Below are 15,755 nucleotides of genomic sequence, written 5' to 3'. Positions count from 1 at the left end.
CAATAGATAGTCGCTATTTTAACCTTCTTACTCTATCCTTGAAAATTAGTTGTTAATTGTTAATTGTCAATTGCTAATTTAATTAAGGTTCGATGAGTGAACGTTTACCCCAACGAGGATCTGCGTTAGTTTGAATTAAGATATAACCAGCAACAGCTTTAATATCTTCTTCGGTATAGTTGCGGATTTCAGGCCAAAGATCAGGGCGTTCCGTGCTTAAATGAAATAAAGAAAGATCTTCTTCTCCGTCATAGGAAGTAGGATTTTTAATATAATCTACCATCCCAAGTAAATTATCTCTAGCGGGAATTGCATTAGCTAATGCTTCTTTACTTAAACCCACGTTAGGATTTGTTTTTGTTTTACCTTGAAGGTGACATTGAGCACAATTATCAATAAAGAGTCTCGAACCAATTTGAGCTTCTTGATTAGATAATGTAATTTGAGCACCATCTTCATTTAAAGGCACAGTACGAATATTTTCATTTAAACTAAGGGCATTTGCTGTACCAGTAAAAGACTGCCACGTTAAAATAATCCCTGCAAGTAACATTAAAAAAACTTTTTTGAACATAATTCTCAAACAAATATTTTCTATCGGTATTTTCTTTGAGTTTCAGATTATACCCTAATTATTTTCTCTTAAAATTGGTTAATGTTCGATGAATTATTGTAACGTTTTGTTAATTTTTCTCATTTGCACAATCATAAGCAATAAATATTTTCGCTCAACTATAATCAATATCGTCTTTACTTAATAGTTATTATGACTGAAACTATTGACAAAGTTATTTAGACGATCGCCGATTTAGAGATATTCCCTGATTCGGAAGAGAAATACTCTGAAATTATTGAAGAAAGTTTGTAAGTGACTCGTAGTCTTGATCTAAGACATCAACAAATTATCGGTGAAATCGCGTTTCAACTGAAAATTTGATCACAAAAAACTGGTTTAGGAGATACGATTATTGCACTAAGAGTCATTTTTTCGCAAACTGATAGTATTATTCCTGATTTAGTGTGGATTAGTGAAACAAGATTAGCACAATGAGAAGATTCCGCAGGACACTTAACAGATGCACCAGAATTGGTAGTAGAAGTAATTTTCCTTCTTATGAATTAAGAAAAACGAGATCGAGAAATTAAACTTAAATTATATTCACCACAAGAAGTCAGAGAAAATAGGATAGTTGATCATTTTTTTAAGCAAGTATATAGAAGATAAAAAGCAAAATTGGTATTATCAGAAACATTATTTGATAATGATAAGTTAAATTCTCTTTTATTACCAGATTTTGAGGCAAAAATCGCCTTTTTCTTCCCCTAAATTTAAAAAAAAGTTTGTAAAGTTTGTAGTGAGAGAAAAGCCTGAATTTATTTATTTTTAACCGCAGTAAATTTTAATAAAGGTGCCATTCTTGCTCGATTGAGACTTAAAACATTATCTTTGATGGTGTAATTATCAACCTGCTGTAATGTTTGCATAAAATTCGCTTCCATTTCCATATTTTCACAAGCCATCATCGTTGAAGCCATTTGCTCAAACTTAATTCTATTACCTTCTTTCATTTCAAAACCACCCATAAAATTATTACAACCACCGAAGCCATTGACTCTATTTTTTTCACCATCAAAAGTAATAAAAATTGCCTGTCTTTGAGTTTCAGTTTTCGTCACAGGTTTACCCATAATTTCTACTAATTCCCAACGAGTATTTTCCATGGTTGCTTCAGTATCATTAACTTTACTCAACATATATTTATCAGCTAAATTTCCAGTAATTCTATTACCTGTCATATCCAGTTGAATTAAAGTATTTTCTCCTACCAAAAACTGATTTGGAGCGTCTTTTATTCCATCTAAAGTGATTGTATTTCCCGCTTTATTCCATTGAAAAGTGCCTTTCACCTCAAATACTTCCTCACTTTTACCTAAATATTGAGTTGATAATACATAGGAAAGATCTTGATTAAGGGTTAAAGTAGTTTTAATTCCCTCACAACTAGCACAAGGGATAATTCCCTGATATTTGCCATTCCAATCTAAAGCATTAGCACTATTATCACCGACACTTTCTAGCATAAGAGGCTTATTCGTGATATTTTCAGATGAAGAAACAGGAGGAGTACATTCGCCATTCATTTCAGCTTTACTAGGTTGAGTGTACGTCATCACCGAGATTGTTAATAATGATAAAGAAATTATTAATAATGGATTTTTCATGGTGCTAATTTTATTCAAAGTATATTCACCCATGACGTTTTTCTGACTCAAAAAAGTTCCCTTTCATCTTTAACTGTAATTCTTAATTCTTCATTTTCAATTTTGATTTCGTCTTTTGTTACTATATAATCTTGACATAAATTTTACATCATTTAATCTTAGATCTGAGTAAACGCAATCTATGAAGGCTAATAATCTACTAAATTTGAATACTCTACCGTTAATATCTCCACAACAATGGTTAACTTTACCCTTATTAATAGGGATGTTATTTTTTCCCAATTTTTCAGTTTTAGCCGTAGATTTAAAAGTGGGTATTGTACAAAGATTTGGGGATGAATTAGAGGATGAAATTACCCTTAAAAGTACTCAGGGAGACTCTTTAACCGTTAAATTTACTAATTTATCTACTCAGGAAGAAAAAACTTTAACCACCGATGAATTAAAATTATCTATCACATCTAAATCTCTACCAAATAAAATTATTGAAGAAAGATTAATTTTAGGGGATCATGGTACATTTGAAACTGCGGAAGATGATGCTAAACGTTGGCAATCTTTAGGTATTGATGTCGAAATCACCCAGCCTGGGCGTTGGCAAGTGTGGGCTAAACGTAGCACTTATTCAACGCCTTTATTAAAAAGATTATTACTTAAAGGGATTGAAGAAAAAGGCTATAAAGATGTTTATATTGAAACAGCAATATTGTTAGAAAAACCAGTGGTTTCTTTTAAGGTAGGCGACAATATTTATCAAGCTAGTTATTTAGAGATAAATAGCAGTCGAGATGTGGTGCAAATTAAAGATGGCATTAAAGGCACTTGGCGTAATTATGGCGGCACTTTCACTTTGCAACCTAATTCCTATGGTGATTATACTCTCGTTAATAAAGTTAATATTGAGACTTATTTGCGAGGTGTCGTACCTCATGAAATTGGTAGTAATGTTCCCTTAGCCGCCGCCGAGGCACAAACTATCATTGCTCGGACTTATGCTCTTCGTAATACTCGCAGATTTCAAGCTGATAATTATGAGATGTGTGCGACAACTCATTGTCAGGTTTATTATGGTTTAACCGGCACTTCTCCCATTTCTGATAAAGCGATCGCCAAAACAAAAGGATTAGTGTTAACCTATAATAATGAGCTAGTAGATGCTTTATATTCTTCTACCACTGGGGGGGTAACATCTTATTTTGAAGATGTCTGGAATGGAGAAAATCGCCCTTATCTTAAATCCGTGATTGATTCACCCCAACAGGTGTGGAATTTAGGACAAAATAGCCTTGAATCGGAAGCAAATTTTCGCAACTTTATTGCTTTACAAAAAGGGTTTAATGAGACAGGAAGAAGTCTATTTCGTTGGAATCGTAAAAGTAGCTTGGAAAACTTAACCAAAGATTTACAAAAATATTTAAAAAGAACAAAACATCCTCTTCAGGATTTTAACACCATTAAGGAGATGAAGATTATAGAGCGATCTCCTTCAGGTAGAGTGATTAAACTAGATATAACCACAGACTTAGGGGTGGTATCCCTTGCTAAAAATGAAGTGAGAAGTGCTTTTACGCCTCCTAGAAGCACATTATTTTACTTAGAGCCTTTTTATGATCAAAATAAAAAACTCGCTGGATATGCCTTTATCGGTGGCGGATTTGGGCATGGAGTAGGATTGAGCCAATTTGGTAGTTATAACTTAGCTTATTTAGGTTGGTCAGCACAAAAGATATTAGAGTTCTATTATCCTGGTACTAAACTTGAGCCTTTAAATAAGTCTATTATATTTTGGCAACCGAGTAAATAACTGAATAGTTGATAAGTGAGAGGAAGACTGGGAGACTAGAAAGATTTTTGTTTTCTCATTCTCATTCTCATTTTTCATTTTTCATTTTTTATTGATAAATTCTAAATATTATGTTTAACAAATTAAGAGAAGAAGATGATTTATTAACAACAGTTAATTATACTTCTTTATTAAGATTAATTTTACGGCAATTTGACCAATATAATCCTTTTTAATTTTCACCTGATAACAAAAGATTAAAGATTAATGTTGATACTATAGCGAGAAATATTGCCTTATCTGACGAAATATTTTTACCAGCTAGTATTAATAAAAGAGATCGCTGTGTTAGTATTAATTCTAGTGATGAGAGTGAAGACAGTTTTCCTCAAGAAATTAGAAATATTAGAGATAAATTAAGAGATTTATTAGTTAAAATAACTCCTAATAATCAGTCTTTAGAAAAGAGTATTAGCAAATTATTAATCGATTTAAATAAATGGAAAAACTATTAAAATAAAGGTTTTGAATATGCTTTTAGTTATATAAATGGTATTAAAAAGCAAAGATTAACTACTCTATTTCAAATCCTGAAAAAATTATTCCTAGCAATTCTAGTTTAAAGTTATATAAGTTAATGATAAAAGTTAAAAATATAAAAGAATTTGAGCAAGAATTGAAAGATAGTTTAAGGCAGTATTTAGCGACAAATTTTAGTGATGTTGACTCAGAAATATACGAAGATTTAGAGTTAACTTTACATGAATTTATTAATTATAGTGATTATCGTAAAAATAAACAAAAATCAGAAATAGAAAATTTGGTTGACTTAGTTAAAAATGAGGCACTAGGAAGACTAAAAAAAGAAGCAAAAATTATTCATTTAGAATATATTTTTAATCAGATTGACGTGAATAAAAATTCAGATGTTATTTATTTATAAGACTTAATTAGGCACTTAAGGTTATTAGAAAATTATCTAAATGATAAAAATAAAGGAGAAGGGGATTATATAGTTAATTATGAGGGATTAGAAGTTAATTATCGAGATTTATTTTCTAGGGGAGAAGCCCACGATATGTTGCCAATAATTCTCTTAGTTGAAGGGTATTTAGGGGAAGACACTAACGAAAGTAAAGGGGAAAAAGGGTTTATTTTTGGGTTGAAATTGAAGTTGAATGGGGGAGTAAAAAATCAAGGAGAAAAAGGGGAATCTTCCTCAAGTTTAAATTATTATTTGAATTTACTTAATCCTGAAAGTAAACAACATCAAGAAGAATTAGGGAGGGGAGAAAGTGGTAAACGTAAAATTTTAAAAGTTGCCTTATTATTTACCTTTATTTTTTCTTCTCTACAGGATATTGATGGTGACGGATACGATATTAATTCAGAATTGTCATATAATCCGATAGAATCATGGGAAAAAAATGTTTTACCAATTTTGCAATCAGGTGATGACGAGAAGAAAAAGAATATTTTGCAGGGAATAAGACAAAGAATTGAAAAATATAAAATTCAGACAACAGTTGCGAGGTTGGAGAAGGTATTAAAAAGTTTTTTACAGCAAAAGTAAAAGTATATCCTTTACAAATAGGCATCAGAAAAAATATTTTGAAAACTTCAGCGGATAAAATTAATGAAGATGGTAATTTCTTTCAATCCACAATTAAGACGAAAGACTGTCGCTACTATTTCTATTCAATCCTTGAACAAGTTAAATGAAAAAAATGATACTCTTAAATATCTTGAGAAAATTTTTGATTCTGCCTACAACCGAAGAGAAAATCAAGTTATCCCTTCCAAAATGTCAGCAATTGCTAGTCGCTTTAAACACTTTTTTATCATGATTGATGAAATAACGGAAGATAGTAGTGGTGTCGAATTTTTATCTGGTGTCTAACTTTTTTCGTCAATATAATCTTTTTCATAATCCCTATGGCTTCAATGCTAAAATTATCATTGCTGATGCTTCCATTGTTGATAAAAAAGTTATTAGTCAACATTTGGAAAAAAGTTCGATCGAGCCTGATCAAATATACTATCGTGGAGTTAACTCAGAAATTTTACCTCTATCCGCTACTAATTTTGAATTTAATCAAAAACCAGCCAAAATTATTAACACTAACTCCTATCCTTCTAAAAATTTAACCGTTAAGTACCAAATTTTTCTTGAAACTAAAAAATTTACGGAATCTCTCTACAAGGAAAAAACTAATAATCTAACTTCCCGTTTACAACAAGCCATTATCAGTGATATAAATAGAATTCTTGCTTATCCTGAAAATAAACAAGTTATCGTTTATATCCAAGATAAAAGTCATCTTCAAGATTTAATCACTCAACCAGAAGAAACTAACACAGAATTTACTGAAAATAAAGACTATTTACAAATTCATAGTAACAATTCCGAAGCTGATAAACAGAAAATTAAAGAATATGAAAATCACGTCAAAATTATCTTTATGACTGCTTCGGGAAGTCGAGGTTTATCTTTCCCAAAAGCTAGGCATATTTTAGTAGATATACCTCGTTTTAATATTGAAGCAAACTTGATGGAAATTATCCGAGTTATTTATCGTGGCAGAAGTGAATTTTTTGAAAATGGCGAAAAAATAACTAATGATGATAAAGATAAATTTTTAACTTTTTATCTTTGGGAAGAAGTAATTTTTGATGATGAGAAAGAAGCCGAATTATCCCTACAAGAAAAAATTTTAAATGTAGTCAATCTTCTCCTCCTGCTGAAGGCCGCTATCATGACTACAATTAAAGGTTACGGTAACATTAACATTGGTAATCATCGTTATCTAATTATCCCTATCGGCGGTAAATCAGTATCTTCTGTCGGTGAAACCTTTAGCGGTAAAATGAAAAATTTAATTACTCTGTTAGATAAGGAGTATAAAATTAACTATAAATCGAAAATTTTACTAGAAGTTTCTGACAAATTAAAATCTCTTTTAGGTAAGACAGACTTTTTATTAAAGTGGATAGACAAAAATCCTAAAAATAACCCTGTTTCTTATCTTAATATTTGAGAATCTTTTAGCGATAAATTTCTTAAATCTGTCAATAAAAATCTTGCAGAATTATTAAATATCGGCATAATTAAGCCTAGTTTTGTTAGTGGAAATATGTTAATTATTCCTTTACTAAATCGTCAATTAAAAGAAACTTATGAGCTAAATTTACAACAAGAAATAAATCAAAATTTACTTTTAAAATTAAAATATATTAGCCAAAGTGATAGTTATAATCATCATTTAAAAATGTCTTGTTATAATGCGATCAAATTATTAGAAAAGATGAATAAAGATGATCTAATGACGAAATAGTTTCAACAAAATAGCCAACAATTTGATCAATATTATGCATTTCCTTTTCTACTATTAATTAATCCACAAATTATCAAAGAATATTTAGCTACAGAAGTTGAAGAAAAATTAGGAGAAGAAAGCAGTTTTAGGACAATTTTACAATCTTATTTAAGATACATATTTCCTTTACAAAATATTTTACCCATTGGCTCATATTATCATGAGTTTCCTTTTATATTATTTAATAGCTTCAGCTTCAAATTATTGCGATATAAACTATTTACGGATAAACAAATTCTTTCTTGTTGTAACTTGAATATTTTAAATCTTATCTTATCTCAAGAAAACTAATTCAAGACAGAGAAGAATAGATAAGGGAATAAGCTAAACCTATTTTACTTACAACTTACATTTTTTATTAATTCCTAACAAAGAGTTTAAACCATTTCAACAGACAATTTAGATGTCTTCCTAGCTTAGGGAGAAGAAAAGAAGACATTTTACATTCCCGACTAAATTCTAATAAACTTGATCCTAAAAAGGAAATTAATGATAATTTAAGTTAAGAAATGTTAATTTATCAAGATATATTCCAAAATAGCAATACATGAATAGTTTTCTCTCCCGTCGCACTCTTCTTAAACTATTTACCGTTACTGGTATTCTCGGTATTCTCGGTTATTCAAGAGTGGTTAAACCTCAACCAACAATTCATCAATGGGATACTTTAACCCTACCTCGAAAACTAAATAAACCGAAAAAAGTCGTTGTTATTGGTGGCGGATTGGCTGGTTTAGCTTCTGCTTATGAATTAAGTAATCGAGGATTTGAGGTGACGTTATTAGAAAAATCACCGCAATTAGGGGGAAAAATAGCTAGTTGGGATATTCAAGTAGGAGAAGATTCCTTTAAAATGGAACATGGTTTTCATGGTTTTTTCCCTCAATACTATAACCTCAAAAGCATTGTTAACGAAATTAAGATTAAGGATAATTTTCAATCTTTAGATTATTATTCGGTGGTGTTTAAAGATAATAAATATGCACCTGAAAATTTTCGCCCTAGTCATTCCTCTTTTCCGTGGAATATTGTCGATTTAGCTATATCCTCCCGAAATTCTCTTCATTGGGGCATAAATCTCGCTAATCCTGCCCATTGGCGAGTTTTTCATGCTATTACTAGCTTTAAAATTCCCAATAGTTATGATAATTTAGATGCAATTTCTGTCTCTGATTGGGCAAAAAAAGGTATTCCTCAAGGCTTATTCGACTTATATTTTCTTCCCTTCGCTAAGTCTTCTCTTAACGCTCCCGATGTATTGAGTACTGGTGAACTGATGCAGTTTTTTCATTTTTATTTTTTTGGTAATCCTGAAGGGTTGGCTTTTAATGGTACGGTGGATGATATGGGTACAAGTTTAGTTAATCCTATTGCCAATAATATCACTAAAAATGGTGGTAAAATCATTACGGAAGCCAATATTAGTAAAATTAATTATGGTGGCGATCGCATTATATCAATAGAATATTATGAAGGTGAAAATGTTAGTAACGTGCCTTTTTGGGTTGACGTTAATCCTTTATTAAAAGATAGCCATTATGACTATTATGGAGCAGGAGATCAATTATTTGCAGTAGTGAAAAATACGGATAAAGCCTTTTCTTTGAGTTGCACCCATCAAGGATGTATCGTAAATAAGCAAGAAGACGGTAAATTTTTATGTCCTTGTCATGGAGCAATGTATGATCAAGATGGTAAAGTTGTCAACCCTCCTGCAAAAAGAAATCTTAATACTTACAAAGTTATCGCTGTTGAAGACAATAGGGTGAAATTAGTGGCGGATAATGCCAACATAGTTAGTAAACCGAAAAAAATTGAAGGGGATTATTTTGTGATGGCAACGGATGTTAATGGCTTAAAACATCTATTTAATTTGATAGAAGGTGAAGGAGAAAATTTTGCCCACATTAAAACTCAGGTTGCTAGTTTAGCATTAGCTGATCCTTTTGCTGTCGGGCGTTTTTGGTTAGATAAAGATTTTGATTGGCAACATAGTAATTTCGCTTCTCTTTCAGGCTACAAATTAACGGATAGTATAACCCTTTATCATCGCATTCAAAGAGAATATAAAGCGTGGGCACAGAAAACAGGAGGAAGCGTTGTCGAGTTACACGCTTATTGTTATAAAGAAAAAGAATTTCCTACCCAAGAATCAATTTTAGCCACTTTTGTGCAAGAATTATACGAAATTGTACCAGAATTAGCTGATGCCAATATTTTACATCAACAATTAGTTAATCAGAAGAATTTTTCCGGTTATCCGCCCAATAGTTTTAAAATGCGCCCTGAAACGGAAACTCACATTAAAAACCTGATGTTTGCTGGAGATTGGGTAAAAATGCCTTTTCCTTGTGGTTTGATGGAAAGGGCAATTAGCACTGGATTAATGTCTGCCAATGCTATTCTTCATCAAGAAGGATTACAAAGAAGAGACTTACTTTCGGTAAATCCTTCGGGTTTATTAACTATTTAATAAGTAATAATTAATAATTAACAATTGATATAAAAGTGTTTATTTATAAGTATTTCTCCTAACTCATATCTTTACGAAAGAACTTTTTTAATAACCCTTGATTAACTATATATCTGTGCTTCTCCAACTAAGTTTTAAGTTTAACCAAAAATTCCAAATAGTCACAACAGCGATGGCTAAAAAATTGGCAAGATAACGATTTAAACTAAAGATATTAAAGAAAAAATTTAATAGTAAAACATTAATAATTAACCCTCCTAAACAAACAATATTAAACTTAATTAACCGTTTTAATTTTTGTCTTTTACTTGGTTGTTTCTGAGCAATATCTTTGAATGTCCATGTATCATTCCAGAAAAAATTATTTAGAATAGCTAATTCTGCCGCTATAATTTTACTACGAGTTAAAGGTAAAGCTAAAGTTGAAGGATCACTTAATAAATATAAAACAGTCATATCTACAAATACGCCACTAAATCCCACTATTCCAAAACGTATAAAGCGAGTAAATTGCCATAAAGATAAGCGCAAACGAATTAAATGACGGATATAGTCAATATACTGTGTTTTTGTGACTTTACTTTCACCTTCTTGACGCTCTTGAAATACATAGCCAACTTCCCCAATCCAACCTATTTTTCCTCTACCTAATACTTCTATTAAGATTTTGTATCCTAAAGGGCTAAGGGTGCAACCAATTAAACATCGACGACGCACCAAAAAATAACCACTCATGGGATCAGATACCTTTCCTATTACATTTGGTAATATAATTAATCCTAAAGTCTGTGCCCCACGAGATAAAAAACGACGAATAACACTCCAATCACTTACTCCTCCCCCTTCTACATGACGACTAGCTACGGCTAAATCTGCTCCTTTTTCAATTTCTGCCCAAAGATTAATTAATGTTTCTGGTGGATGTTGTAAATCGGCATCTATTACTCCTAAAATTTCCCCTCTTGCCACTTGCCAACCTCTAATCACAGCAGTGGATAATCCTTTTTCTTCTGTGCGCCGTATTACTTTTAATTGAGGGTAATCTGCGGTTAAGGCTAAAGCTATTTTCCATGTAAAATCAGGACTATCATCATCAACGACAATTAATTCATATTTATGAGGCATAATATCATCTAATAATGCCGTTAATTTGTTGAGCAAACTGCTAATATTGCCACTTTCCTTATAGGTAGGAATAATTAAAGATAATAATATACTGTCGTGATGAGGATAAATGCTTAAATTATCAGTAGGGGTGGAAGTTAAACCGTCTAAAGTCATGAAAATAAGAAGGGAATTAATAGCACATCAAATTATAAAACTTTTAGAGTCAATTATTATGAATAGTGGGTTTAATGACTAAGAATTAGCTGACAACGTCAGTAAAAAACTCAAGTTTGTATGGGCATGAAGGCTATGAGGTGCGTTACTTGGTATAACTGCGAATATTCCCTGTATTAGAGTAATTTTTTTTTCTTCAAGGATTAATAACCCCTCTCCTTCTAAAACATTAATAATAGCGTTACGATTAGCTGTATGCTCAGAAATTTTCGTTCCTTCGGCTAAACAAAAAAGTGTATATTGACAGTTACAATCTTTGAGTAAAACCTTACTTAAAATACCTAAAGACGGATATTCTATATAGTCTCTTATCTGAATAAAACTCGATTCAATGGATAAAATGGACATAAAGTATTGCCGTATTTAATTACGATATTGAGACAAATATATTTATAAGTATTTTCTTCCATCTCCTACCCTCACCAAAAAAACTTTTCATCACACTCGAATTAGGATTAAGACTATGCCGCTTGTAATTCTTTTGTTGGTAAAAAGCAAAACAAATTAGATAATATTCTTAATTCTTCTGGATAACAAGGCTTAGGATAATTTTTTAACCAAATAGGTGGTACTAACATGGGATCATATTCTTGTATAAAATAAATTTGCCCTTCTTGTTTCTTTAATACCACTGGCGTACCCTGTTTATATATCTGTGCTTCTTCTTCTTCCCATGTTAAATAATCCATAATCCTTCTCCTAGTTGCTACATATTCAGAATTATTCTGTATAAAATTATACTAATCATCTAAAAGAATATGAGGAAAACTTCATATATCGTAAAACTTAGTTAATTTTACGGCACAGGCTTTTAATTCTGGTTGCTTAGAAATAGGACAGGCTTGTGGATGTGTTAGACTATTAGCCTCGGCATTATCTGCCCATAAAAAACCCCAGTGCATGGGGACAAATACTGTTTTAGGTGCGATCGCCTTAGTAACTTTGACCTTAAATTTAGCTTCTCCTCGCAAGGATGTTACCGTAACAAAATCATCATCTTCTAAATTAAGTTGATGTGCGTCTTTAGGGTGAATTTCTAAAAACGGCTCAGGGTGCATTTTTACTATTTTGTCAATTCTACCAGTCCGTGTCATCGTGTGCCAATGGCCATATAATCGCCCGATAGTTAACACAAAAGGATAATCAGGGTTGGGTGGTTCGGCTAAACCTTGACTATGATATGCTGAAAAGTTAGCTTTATTGTTATCAGTATAAAATTTAAAATCAGTGTACAGTCTTCTACCATAACGATTTTCTGGATTACTTCCATGGGGAAAAGGCCATTGTATAGCTCCATATTCTAATAATAGTTCGTGGGTTATACCAGATACATCACAAGGGCGATTAGCCGTTAAACGAGAAAATTCTTGATAAACTTGTGAAGAATCAGTAAAATTAAAGTACTTTTCAAAGCCTAACCTTCTACCAACTTCAGCAAAAATTTCCCAATCGGCTTTTGCTTCTCCTGGTGGCTTACTAAATTGTGGACAATAAGTCACAACCCGTTCAGAATTAGTCATTGTACCAGCTTTTTCGCTCCATTGAGCCGCAGGTAAAACTAAATGGGCATAATAGGCGGTTTCGGTGGGATAATAGGCATCTTGATAAACCGTAAAAGGCGACTTCAATAATGCTTTTTTAGTACGTTCTAAATCAGGCATACTAACAACGGGATTTGTAGCCGCAACCCAAAATATTCCAACTTCTTCTGTTTCTAAACCAGTAATCATTTCCCATACAGTTTTACCTACTCTATCATCCACTGAGCCTTGAGGTAAACTCCAGAATCCCTCGATTTCTGCTCGATGGTAAGGGTTTAAAACACTACGATACCCCGGTAAAAGTTGAGCTAAACCTCCCGCTTCTCTGCCTCCCATGGCATTAGGTTGCCCTGTTAAAGAAAATGCACCACTGCCTTCAACACCCATTTTACCCGTCATCAGGTGCAAATTAATCAAGCCTCTAACTTTTGCAGTGCCTTCAGAAGACTGATTTAAACCCATAGAAAATAAGGATAATACTTTTTTTGACTCTGCCCAATAATTAGCACAAGTTTTCAAGTCTTCCACGGTAATACCGCATTTTTTGGCAACTAATTCGGGGGGATATTGTAAAATAACGTCTTTAAAGTCATTAAAATAATTAGTATGTTGCTCAATAAAATCATAATCAAGGGCATTGCGTTGTAAAAGTAAATAGGCGATACCGTTAAATAAATCAATATCTGTACCCAGATTAATAGCTAAATGGAGATCAGCAACATCAGCGGTAGCAGTACCACGAGGATCAACTACAATTATTTTAACATGGTCATTTTTCTTGTGATATGCTCTTAAACGGTTAAAAACGATGGGATGACATTCGGCAGTATTTGTACCAACTAAAAAAGCACAGTCTGTCAATTCTAAGTCTTCATAGATACAAGGTGGACCATCAGCACCAAAACTACCAATATAACCTGAAACGGCGGAAGACATACATAAACGAGAGTTAGCATCAAAATTATTTGTGCCTAAACACCCTTTTATCAATTTTTGAGCGATATAGTAGTCTTCTGTTTGAAATTGTCCTGAACCATAAATACAAATACCGTCAACGCCCATAGTTTCTCTTACGGTATTGATACGATTAACAATCAAATTATAGGCTTCTTCCCATGTTATTTGATGAAACTCTTGCTCTAATGTTTCTCTATATAAAGGATATTCAAGGCGATTTTTGTGCATTGCTTCGGTGACAGTCGCCCCTTTTACGCAGACTTTTCCTAAACTTGAAGGATGATTGCGATCGCCCATTACCTTCCAGATAGGATTACCGAGGGAGTCACCATTAGTAGTTTTACCCGATGAGGGTGGTTGAACTTCCAACCCACAACCAACGCCACAATAAGGGCAAACCGTAGTAATTTTTTTACTCATTATCGGGGAAATATTGTAATGAACAATGCAGAATCAGAATAATTTATGTTTAATTCAAAATTATATTGTCATCAGAGTTTCTAGGTAAAGGTATGTTTTTATACAGATTTATCGATTAAAATTATTATTCGCATTATTTTAATGCTTTTTTTACATCTAAATCTCTAAAGTAATAACTATAGAAATCATGATTTATAAGTATTTCTCTTAAATCCTCACTCTTACCCTCACCAAAAAACTTTTTCATCATACCCTAATTATCTTTTATTGACTCCGATAACGCTACCTCTAAAATTATAATTAGTACCATCGAGTTCTAATACTGTACCAATTTTAATTTTTTGATTAGCTAATATTGCACCATCTTTTGTCATTTGTCCTTTTCCTGTCATTAATAACATCATATCAATACTAAAAGTTTCAGGACGAGGATCTAGTAATGCTTTTACACTACCATCAGGTTGAGGAACAATGACATAGTTTGGTAATCTTTCAGCAGAATCAATAGTTAATTGACCAGCAGGTTCATTTCGTACAATAATATTTATATTCGCTTTTTGATTAAATTCATTGAGTAAACTGTCAGGATCTTTAACACTTAAACCTCTTACTAATAAGTTTAATTCAATAGTATCGGTGGCAGTATTTCCCACTTGGGCGATCGAACCTTGAGGACCAGGTATAATAAAAATACCAATTAAGACTAATAAAATAACCGTGATCGCACCTAAATCTAAAATGTTTACTTTACCGAATAAACGACCTTTAGAGTCAATAATTTTCATAAAAATTTAGTTATACAAATAGACTTTTCAAAATATAGCATCTAATAATTGATAATTAACAATGGATTATATTTTTAAAAATGTGCAATAAATAAGAATTGAAGATTTATACAGTGAATATCAACTATAGTTTTTCGAGGCTTTTTTGCTCTATAGCATTTAATTCTCGCCATTGTCCAGGAGCTAATCCTGTTAAAGTTAATTGATGGTGAGAATCAATACCTATTTTTACTCTAATTAATCTTAAGGTAGGATGTCCTACTGCTGCTGTCATTTTTCTTACTTGACGATTACGCCCCTCCGTTAAGGTTAATTCTATCCATGAAGTAGAAATTTCTCGCCGATAACGGATAGGGGGATTACGAGGGGGTAATTTTGGCTCTTCTATTATTATATTTACCATTGCTTTTTTTGTTTTTTTGCCTTGAATAATAACCCCTTGTTGTAAGTCATGTAAGGCTTTAGAGTTAGGAATATTCTCTACTTGACTCCAATAGGTGCGTGGATGAGCAAAACTAGGCTCACACAATCGATGTTTTACTCTTGGATTATCAGTTAATAATAATAACCCTTCACTATCAAGATCTAAACGTCCTACAGAATAAATATTAGGTATATTAATATAATTTTTTAAAGTTTCTCGACTAAGATTATGAGGACTATCATCAGTAAATTGACATAGTACGTTATAAGGTTTATTAAATAAAATATAAGTATATTTCATAATGACTAATTGATAATCAATAATTAATAATTAATATTTTAAAATTAGTACCATTAAATAACCATGCTAAATCTTAAATATAATTTGTCTCTTTATCACTAATTAATGTTATTTTAAAATTGTAAATCACA

15 protein-coding genes are annotated in these 15,755 nt (G+C 31.9%); 7 read left to right on the top strand and 8 right to left on the bottom strand.

Annotated features, from left to right (window positions below; translation table 11 throughout):
- Positions 1-82: 82 nt before the first annotated feature.
- Both psbV and GM3708_RS05685 read right to left on the bottom strand, forming a co-directional pair.
- Positions 83-574 (bottom strand): photosystem II cytochrome c-550, encoded by a 492-nt coding sequence (gene psbV / locus GM3708_RS05690; protein WP_066344798.1) that lies wholly within the window; start codon positions 572-574, stop codon positions 83-85.
- Positions 575-1,374: 800 nt separating this feature from the next.
- Positions 1,375-2,274: a copper resistance protein NlpE N-terminal domain-containing protein gene (locus GM3708_RS05685; protein WP_231933090.1), complete on the bottom strand. Its 900-nt coding sequence runs from the start codon at positions 2,272-2,274 to the stop codon at positions 1,375-1,377.
- A 130-nt stretch (positions 2,275-2,404) separates the two neighbouring features.
- On the opposite strand from GM3708_RS05685, the gene GM3708_RS05680 reads away from it, so the two are divergent.
- From GM3708_RS05680 to GM3708_RS05650, 7 genes are all read left to right on the top strand, one after another.
- A complete protein-coding gene (locus GM3708_RS05680; RefSeq protein ID WP_066344796.1) occupies positions 2,405-4,027 on the top strand; it encodes a SpoIID/LytB domain-containing protein in 1,623 nt (540 codons plus the stop codon).
- Between the two features lie 616 nt (positions 4,028-4,643).
- On the top strand, positions 4,644-4,949 hold the full coding sequence (locus GM3708_RS05675; protein ID WP_066344795.1) for a hypothetical protein: 306 nt from the start codon (positions 4,644-4,646) through the stop codon (positions 4,947-4,949).
- Between the two features lie 135 nt (positions 4,950-5,084).
- Positions 5,085-5,579, top strand: a complete 495-nt coding sequence (locus GM3708_RS05670; protein WP_066344794.1) for a hypothetical protein — start codon at positions 5,085-5,087, stop codon at positions 5,577-5,579.
- A gap of 69 nt (positions 5,580-5,648) precedes the next feature.
- Entirely contained in the window at positions 5,649-5,906 is a 258-nt protein-coding gene (locus GM3708_RS05665; RefSeq protein ID WP_066344793.1) for a hypothetical protein, read from the top strand.
- A complete protein-coding gene (locus GM3708_RS05660; RefSeq protein ID WP_066344791.1) occupies positions 5,899-7,044 on the top strand; it encodes a helicase-related protein in 1,146 nt (381 codons plus the stop codon). Before GM3708_RS05665 ends, GM3708_RS05660 begins: the two co-directional genes overlap by 8 nt.
- 96 nt (positions 7,045-7,140) lie before the next feature.
- On the top strand, positions 7,141-7,341 hold the full coding sequence (locus tag GM3708_RS05655) for a hypothetical protein (protein ID WP_066344790.1): 201 nt from the start codon (positions 7,141-7,143) through the stop codon (positions 7,339-7,341).
- Between the two features lie 589 nt (positions 7,342-7,930).
- Complete coding sequence (locus tag GM3708_RS05650; RefSeq protein ID WP_066344789.1) at positions 7,931-9,856, top strand: FAD-dependent oxidoreductase; 1,926 nt, start codon at positions 7,931-7,933, stop codon at positions 9,854-9,856.
- Positions 9,857-9,961: 105 nt separating this feature from the next.
- Here GM3708_RS05650 and GM3708_RS05645 read toward each other — a convergent pair whose 3' ends face one another.
- The 6 genes from GM3708_RS05645 to GM3708_RS05620 all read right to left on the bottom strand — a co-directional run bounded on the left by GM3708_RS05645 (position 9,962) and on the right by GM3708_RS05620 (position 15,624).
- Complete coding sequence (locus GM3708_RS05645; RefSeq protein ID WP_066344787.1) at positions 9,962-11,137, bottom strand: glycosyltransferase; 1,176 nt, start codon at positions 11,135-11,137, stop codon at positions 9,962-9,964.
- Positions 11,138-11,215: 78 nt separating this feature from the next.
- Positions 11,216-11,545 carry a cupin domain-containing protein gene (locus GM3708_RS05640; protein WP_066344786.1) on the bottom strand — a complete coding sequence of 110 codons (330 nt, stop codon included), beginning with the start codon at positions 11,543-11,545 and terminating at the stop codon, positions 11,216-11,218.
- 113 nt (positions 11,546-11,658) lie between these two features.
- Complete coding sequence (locus tag GM3708_RS05635) at positions 11,659-11,886, bottom strand: hypothetical protein (RefSeq protein ID WP_066344785.1); 228 nt, start codon at positions 11,884-11,886, stop codon at positions 11,659-11,661.
- An 81-nt stretch (positions 11,887-11,967) separates the two neighbouring features.
- Positions 11,968-14,115 (bottom strand): molybdopterin oxidoreductase family protein, encoded by a 2,148-nt coding sequence (locus tag GM3708_RS05630; protein ID WP_066344784.1) that lies wholly within the window; start codon positions 14,113-14,115, stop codon positions 11,968-11,970.
- A gap of 257 nt (positions 14,116-14,372) precedes the next feature.
- Complete coding sequence (locus GM3708_RS05625; protein WP_066344783.1) at positions 14,373-14,900, bottom strand: DUF4330 domain-containing protein; 528 nt, start codon at positions 14,898-14,900, stop codon at positions 14,373-14,375.
- A 124-nt stretch (positions 14,901-15,024) separates the two neighbouring features.
- Positions 15,025-15,624 (bottom strand): pseudouridine synthase, encoded by a 600-nt coding sequence (locus tag GM3708_RS05620; RefSeq protein ID WP_066344782.1) that lies wholly within the window; start codon positions 15,622-15,624, stop codon positions 15,025-15,027.
- Positions 15,625-15,755: the final 131 nt, after the last annotated feature.

Source organism: Geminocystis sp. NIES-3708 (assembly GCF_001548095.1).
In the GTDB taxonomy this organism is placed as follows: domain Bacteria; phylum Cyanobacteriota; class Cyanobacteriia; order Cyanobacteriales; family Cyanobacteriaceae; genus Geminocystis.
The sequence above is the reverse complement of the archived record's forward strand: the minus strand, read 5'-3'. Positions and strand labels throughout refer to the sequence as shown.

Excerpts from the sequence above, each read along its gene's own strand:
- psbV (WP_066344798.1), bottom strand. The coding sequence starts at position 574 with ATGTTCAAAAAAGTTTTTTTAATGTTACTTGCAGGGATTATTTTAACG.
- GM3708_RS05680 (WP_066344796.1), top strand. The coding sequence starts at position 2,405 with ATGAAGGCTAATAATCTACTAAATTTGAATACTCTACCGTTAATATCT.
- GM3708_RS05675 (WP_066344795.1), top strand. The coding sequence starts at position 4,644 with ATGATAAAAGTTAAAAATATAAAAGAATTTGAGCAAGAATTGAAAGAT.
- GM3708_RS05670 (WP_066344794.1), top strand. The coding sequence starts at position 5,085 with ATGTTGCCAATAATTCTCTTAGTTGAAGGGTATTTAGGGGAAGACACT.
- GM3708_RS05665 (WP_066344793.1), top strand. The coding sequence starts at position 5,649 with ATGGTAATTTCTTTCAATCCACAATTAAGACGAAAGACTGTCGCTACT.
- GM3708_RS05655 (WP_066344790.1), top strand. The coding sequence starts at position 7,141 with ATGTTAATTATTCCTTTACTAAATCGTCAATTAAAAGAAACTTATGAG.
- GM3708_RS05650 (WP_066344789.1), top strand. The coding sequence starts at position 7,931 with ATGAATAGTTTTCTCTCCCGTCGCACTCTTCTTAAACTATTTACCGTT.
- GM3708_RS05645 (WP_066344787.1), bottom strand. The coding sequence starts at position 11,137 with ATGACTTTAGACGGTTTAACTTCCACCCCTACTGATAATTTAAGCATT.
- GM3708_RS05640 (WP_066344786.1), bottom strand. The coding sequence starts at position 11,545 with ATGTCCATTTTATCCATTGAATCGAGTTTTATTCAGATAAGAGACTAT.
- GM3708_RS05635 (WP_066344785.1), bottom strand. The coding sequence starts at position 11,886 with ATGGATTATTTAACATGGGAAGAAGAAGAAGCACAGATATATAAACAG.
- GM3708_RS05630 (WP_066344784.1), bottom strand. The coding sequence starts at position 14,115 with ATGAGTAAAAAAATTACTACGGTTTGCCCTTATTGTGGCGTTGGTTGT.
- GM3708_RS05625 (WP_066344783.1), bottom strand. The coding sequence starts at position 14,900 with ATGAAAATTATTGACTCTAAAGGTCGTTTATTCGGTAAAGTAAACATT.
- GM3708_RS05620 (WP_066344782.1), bottom strand. The coding sequence starts at position 15,624 with ATGAAATATACTTATATTTTATTTAATAAACCTTATAACGTACTATGT.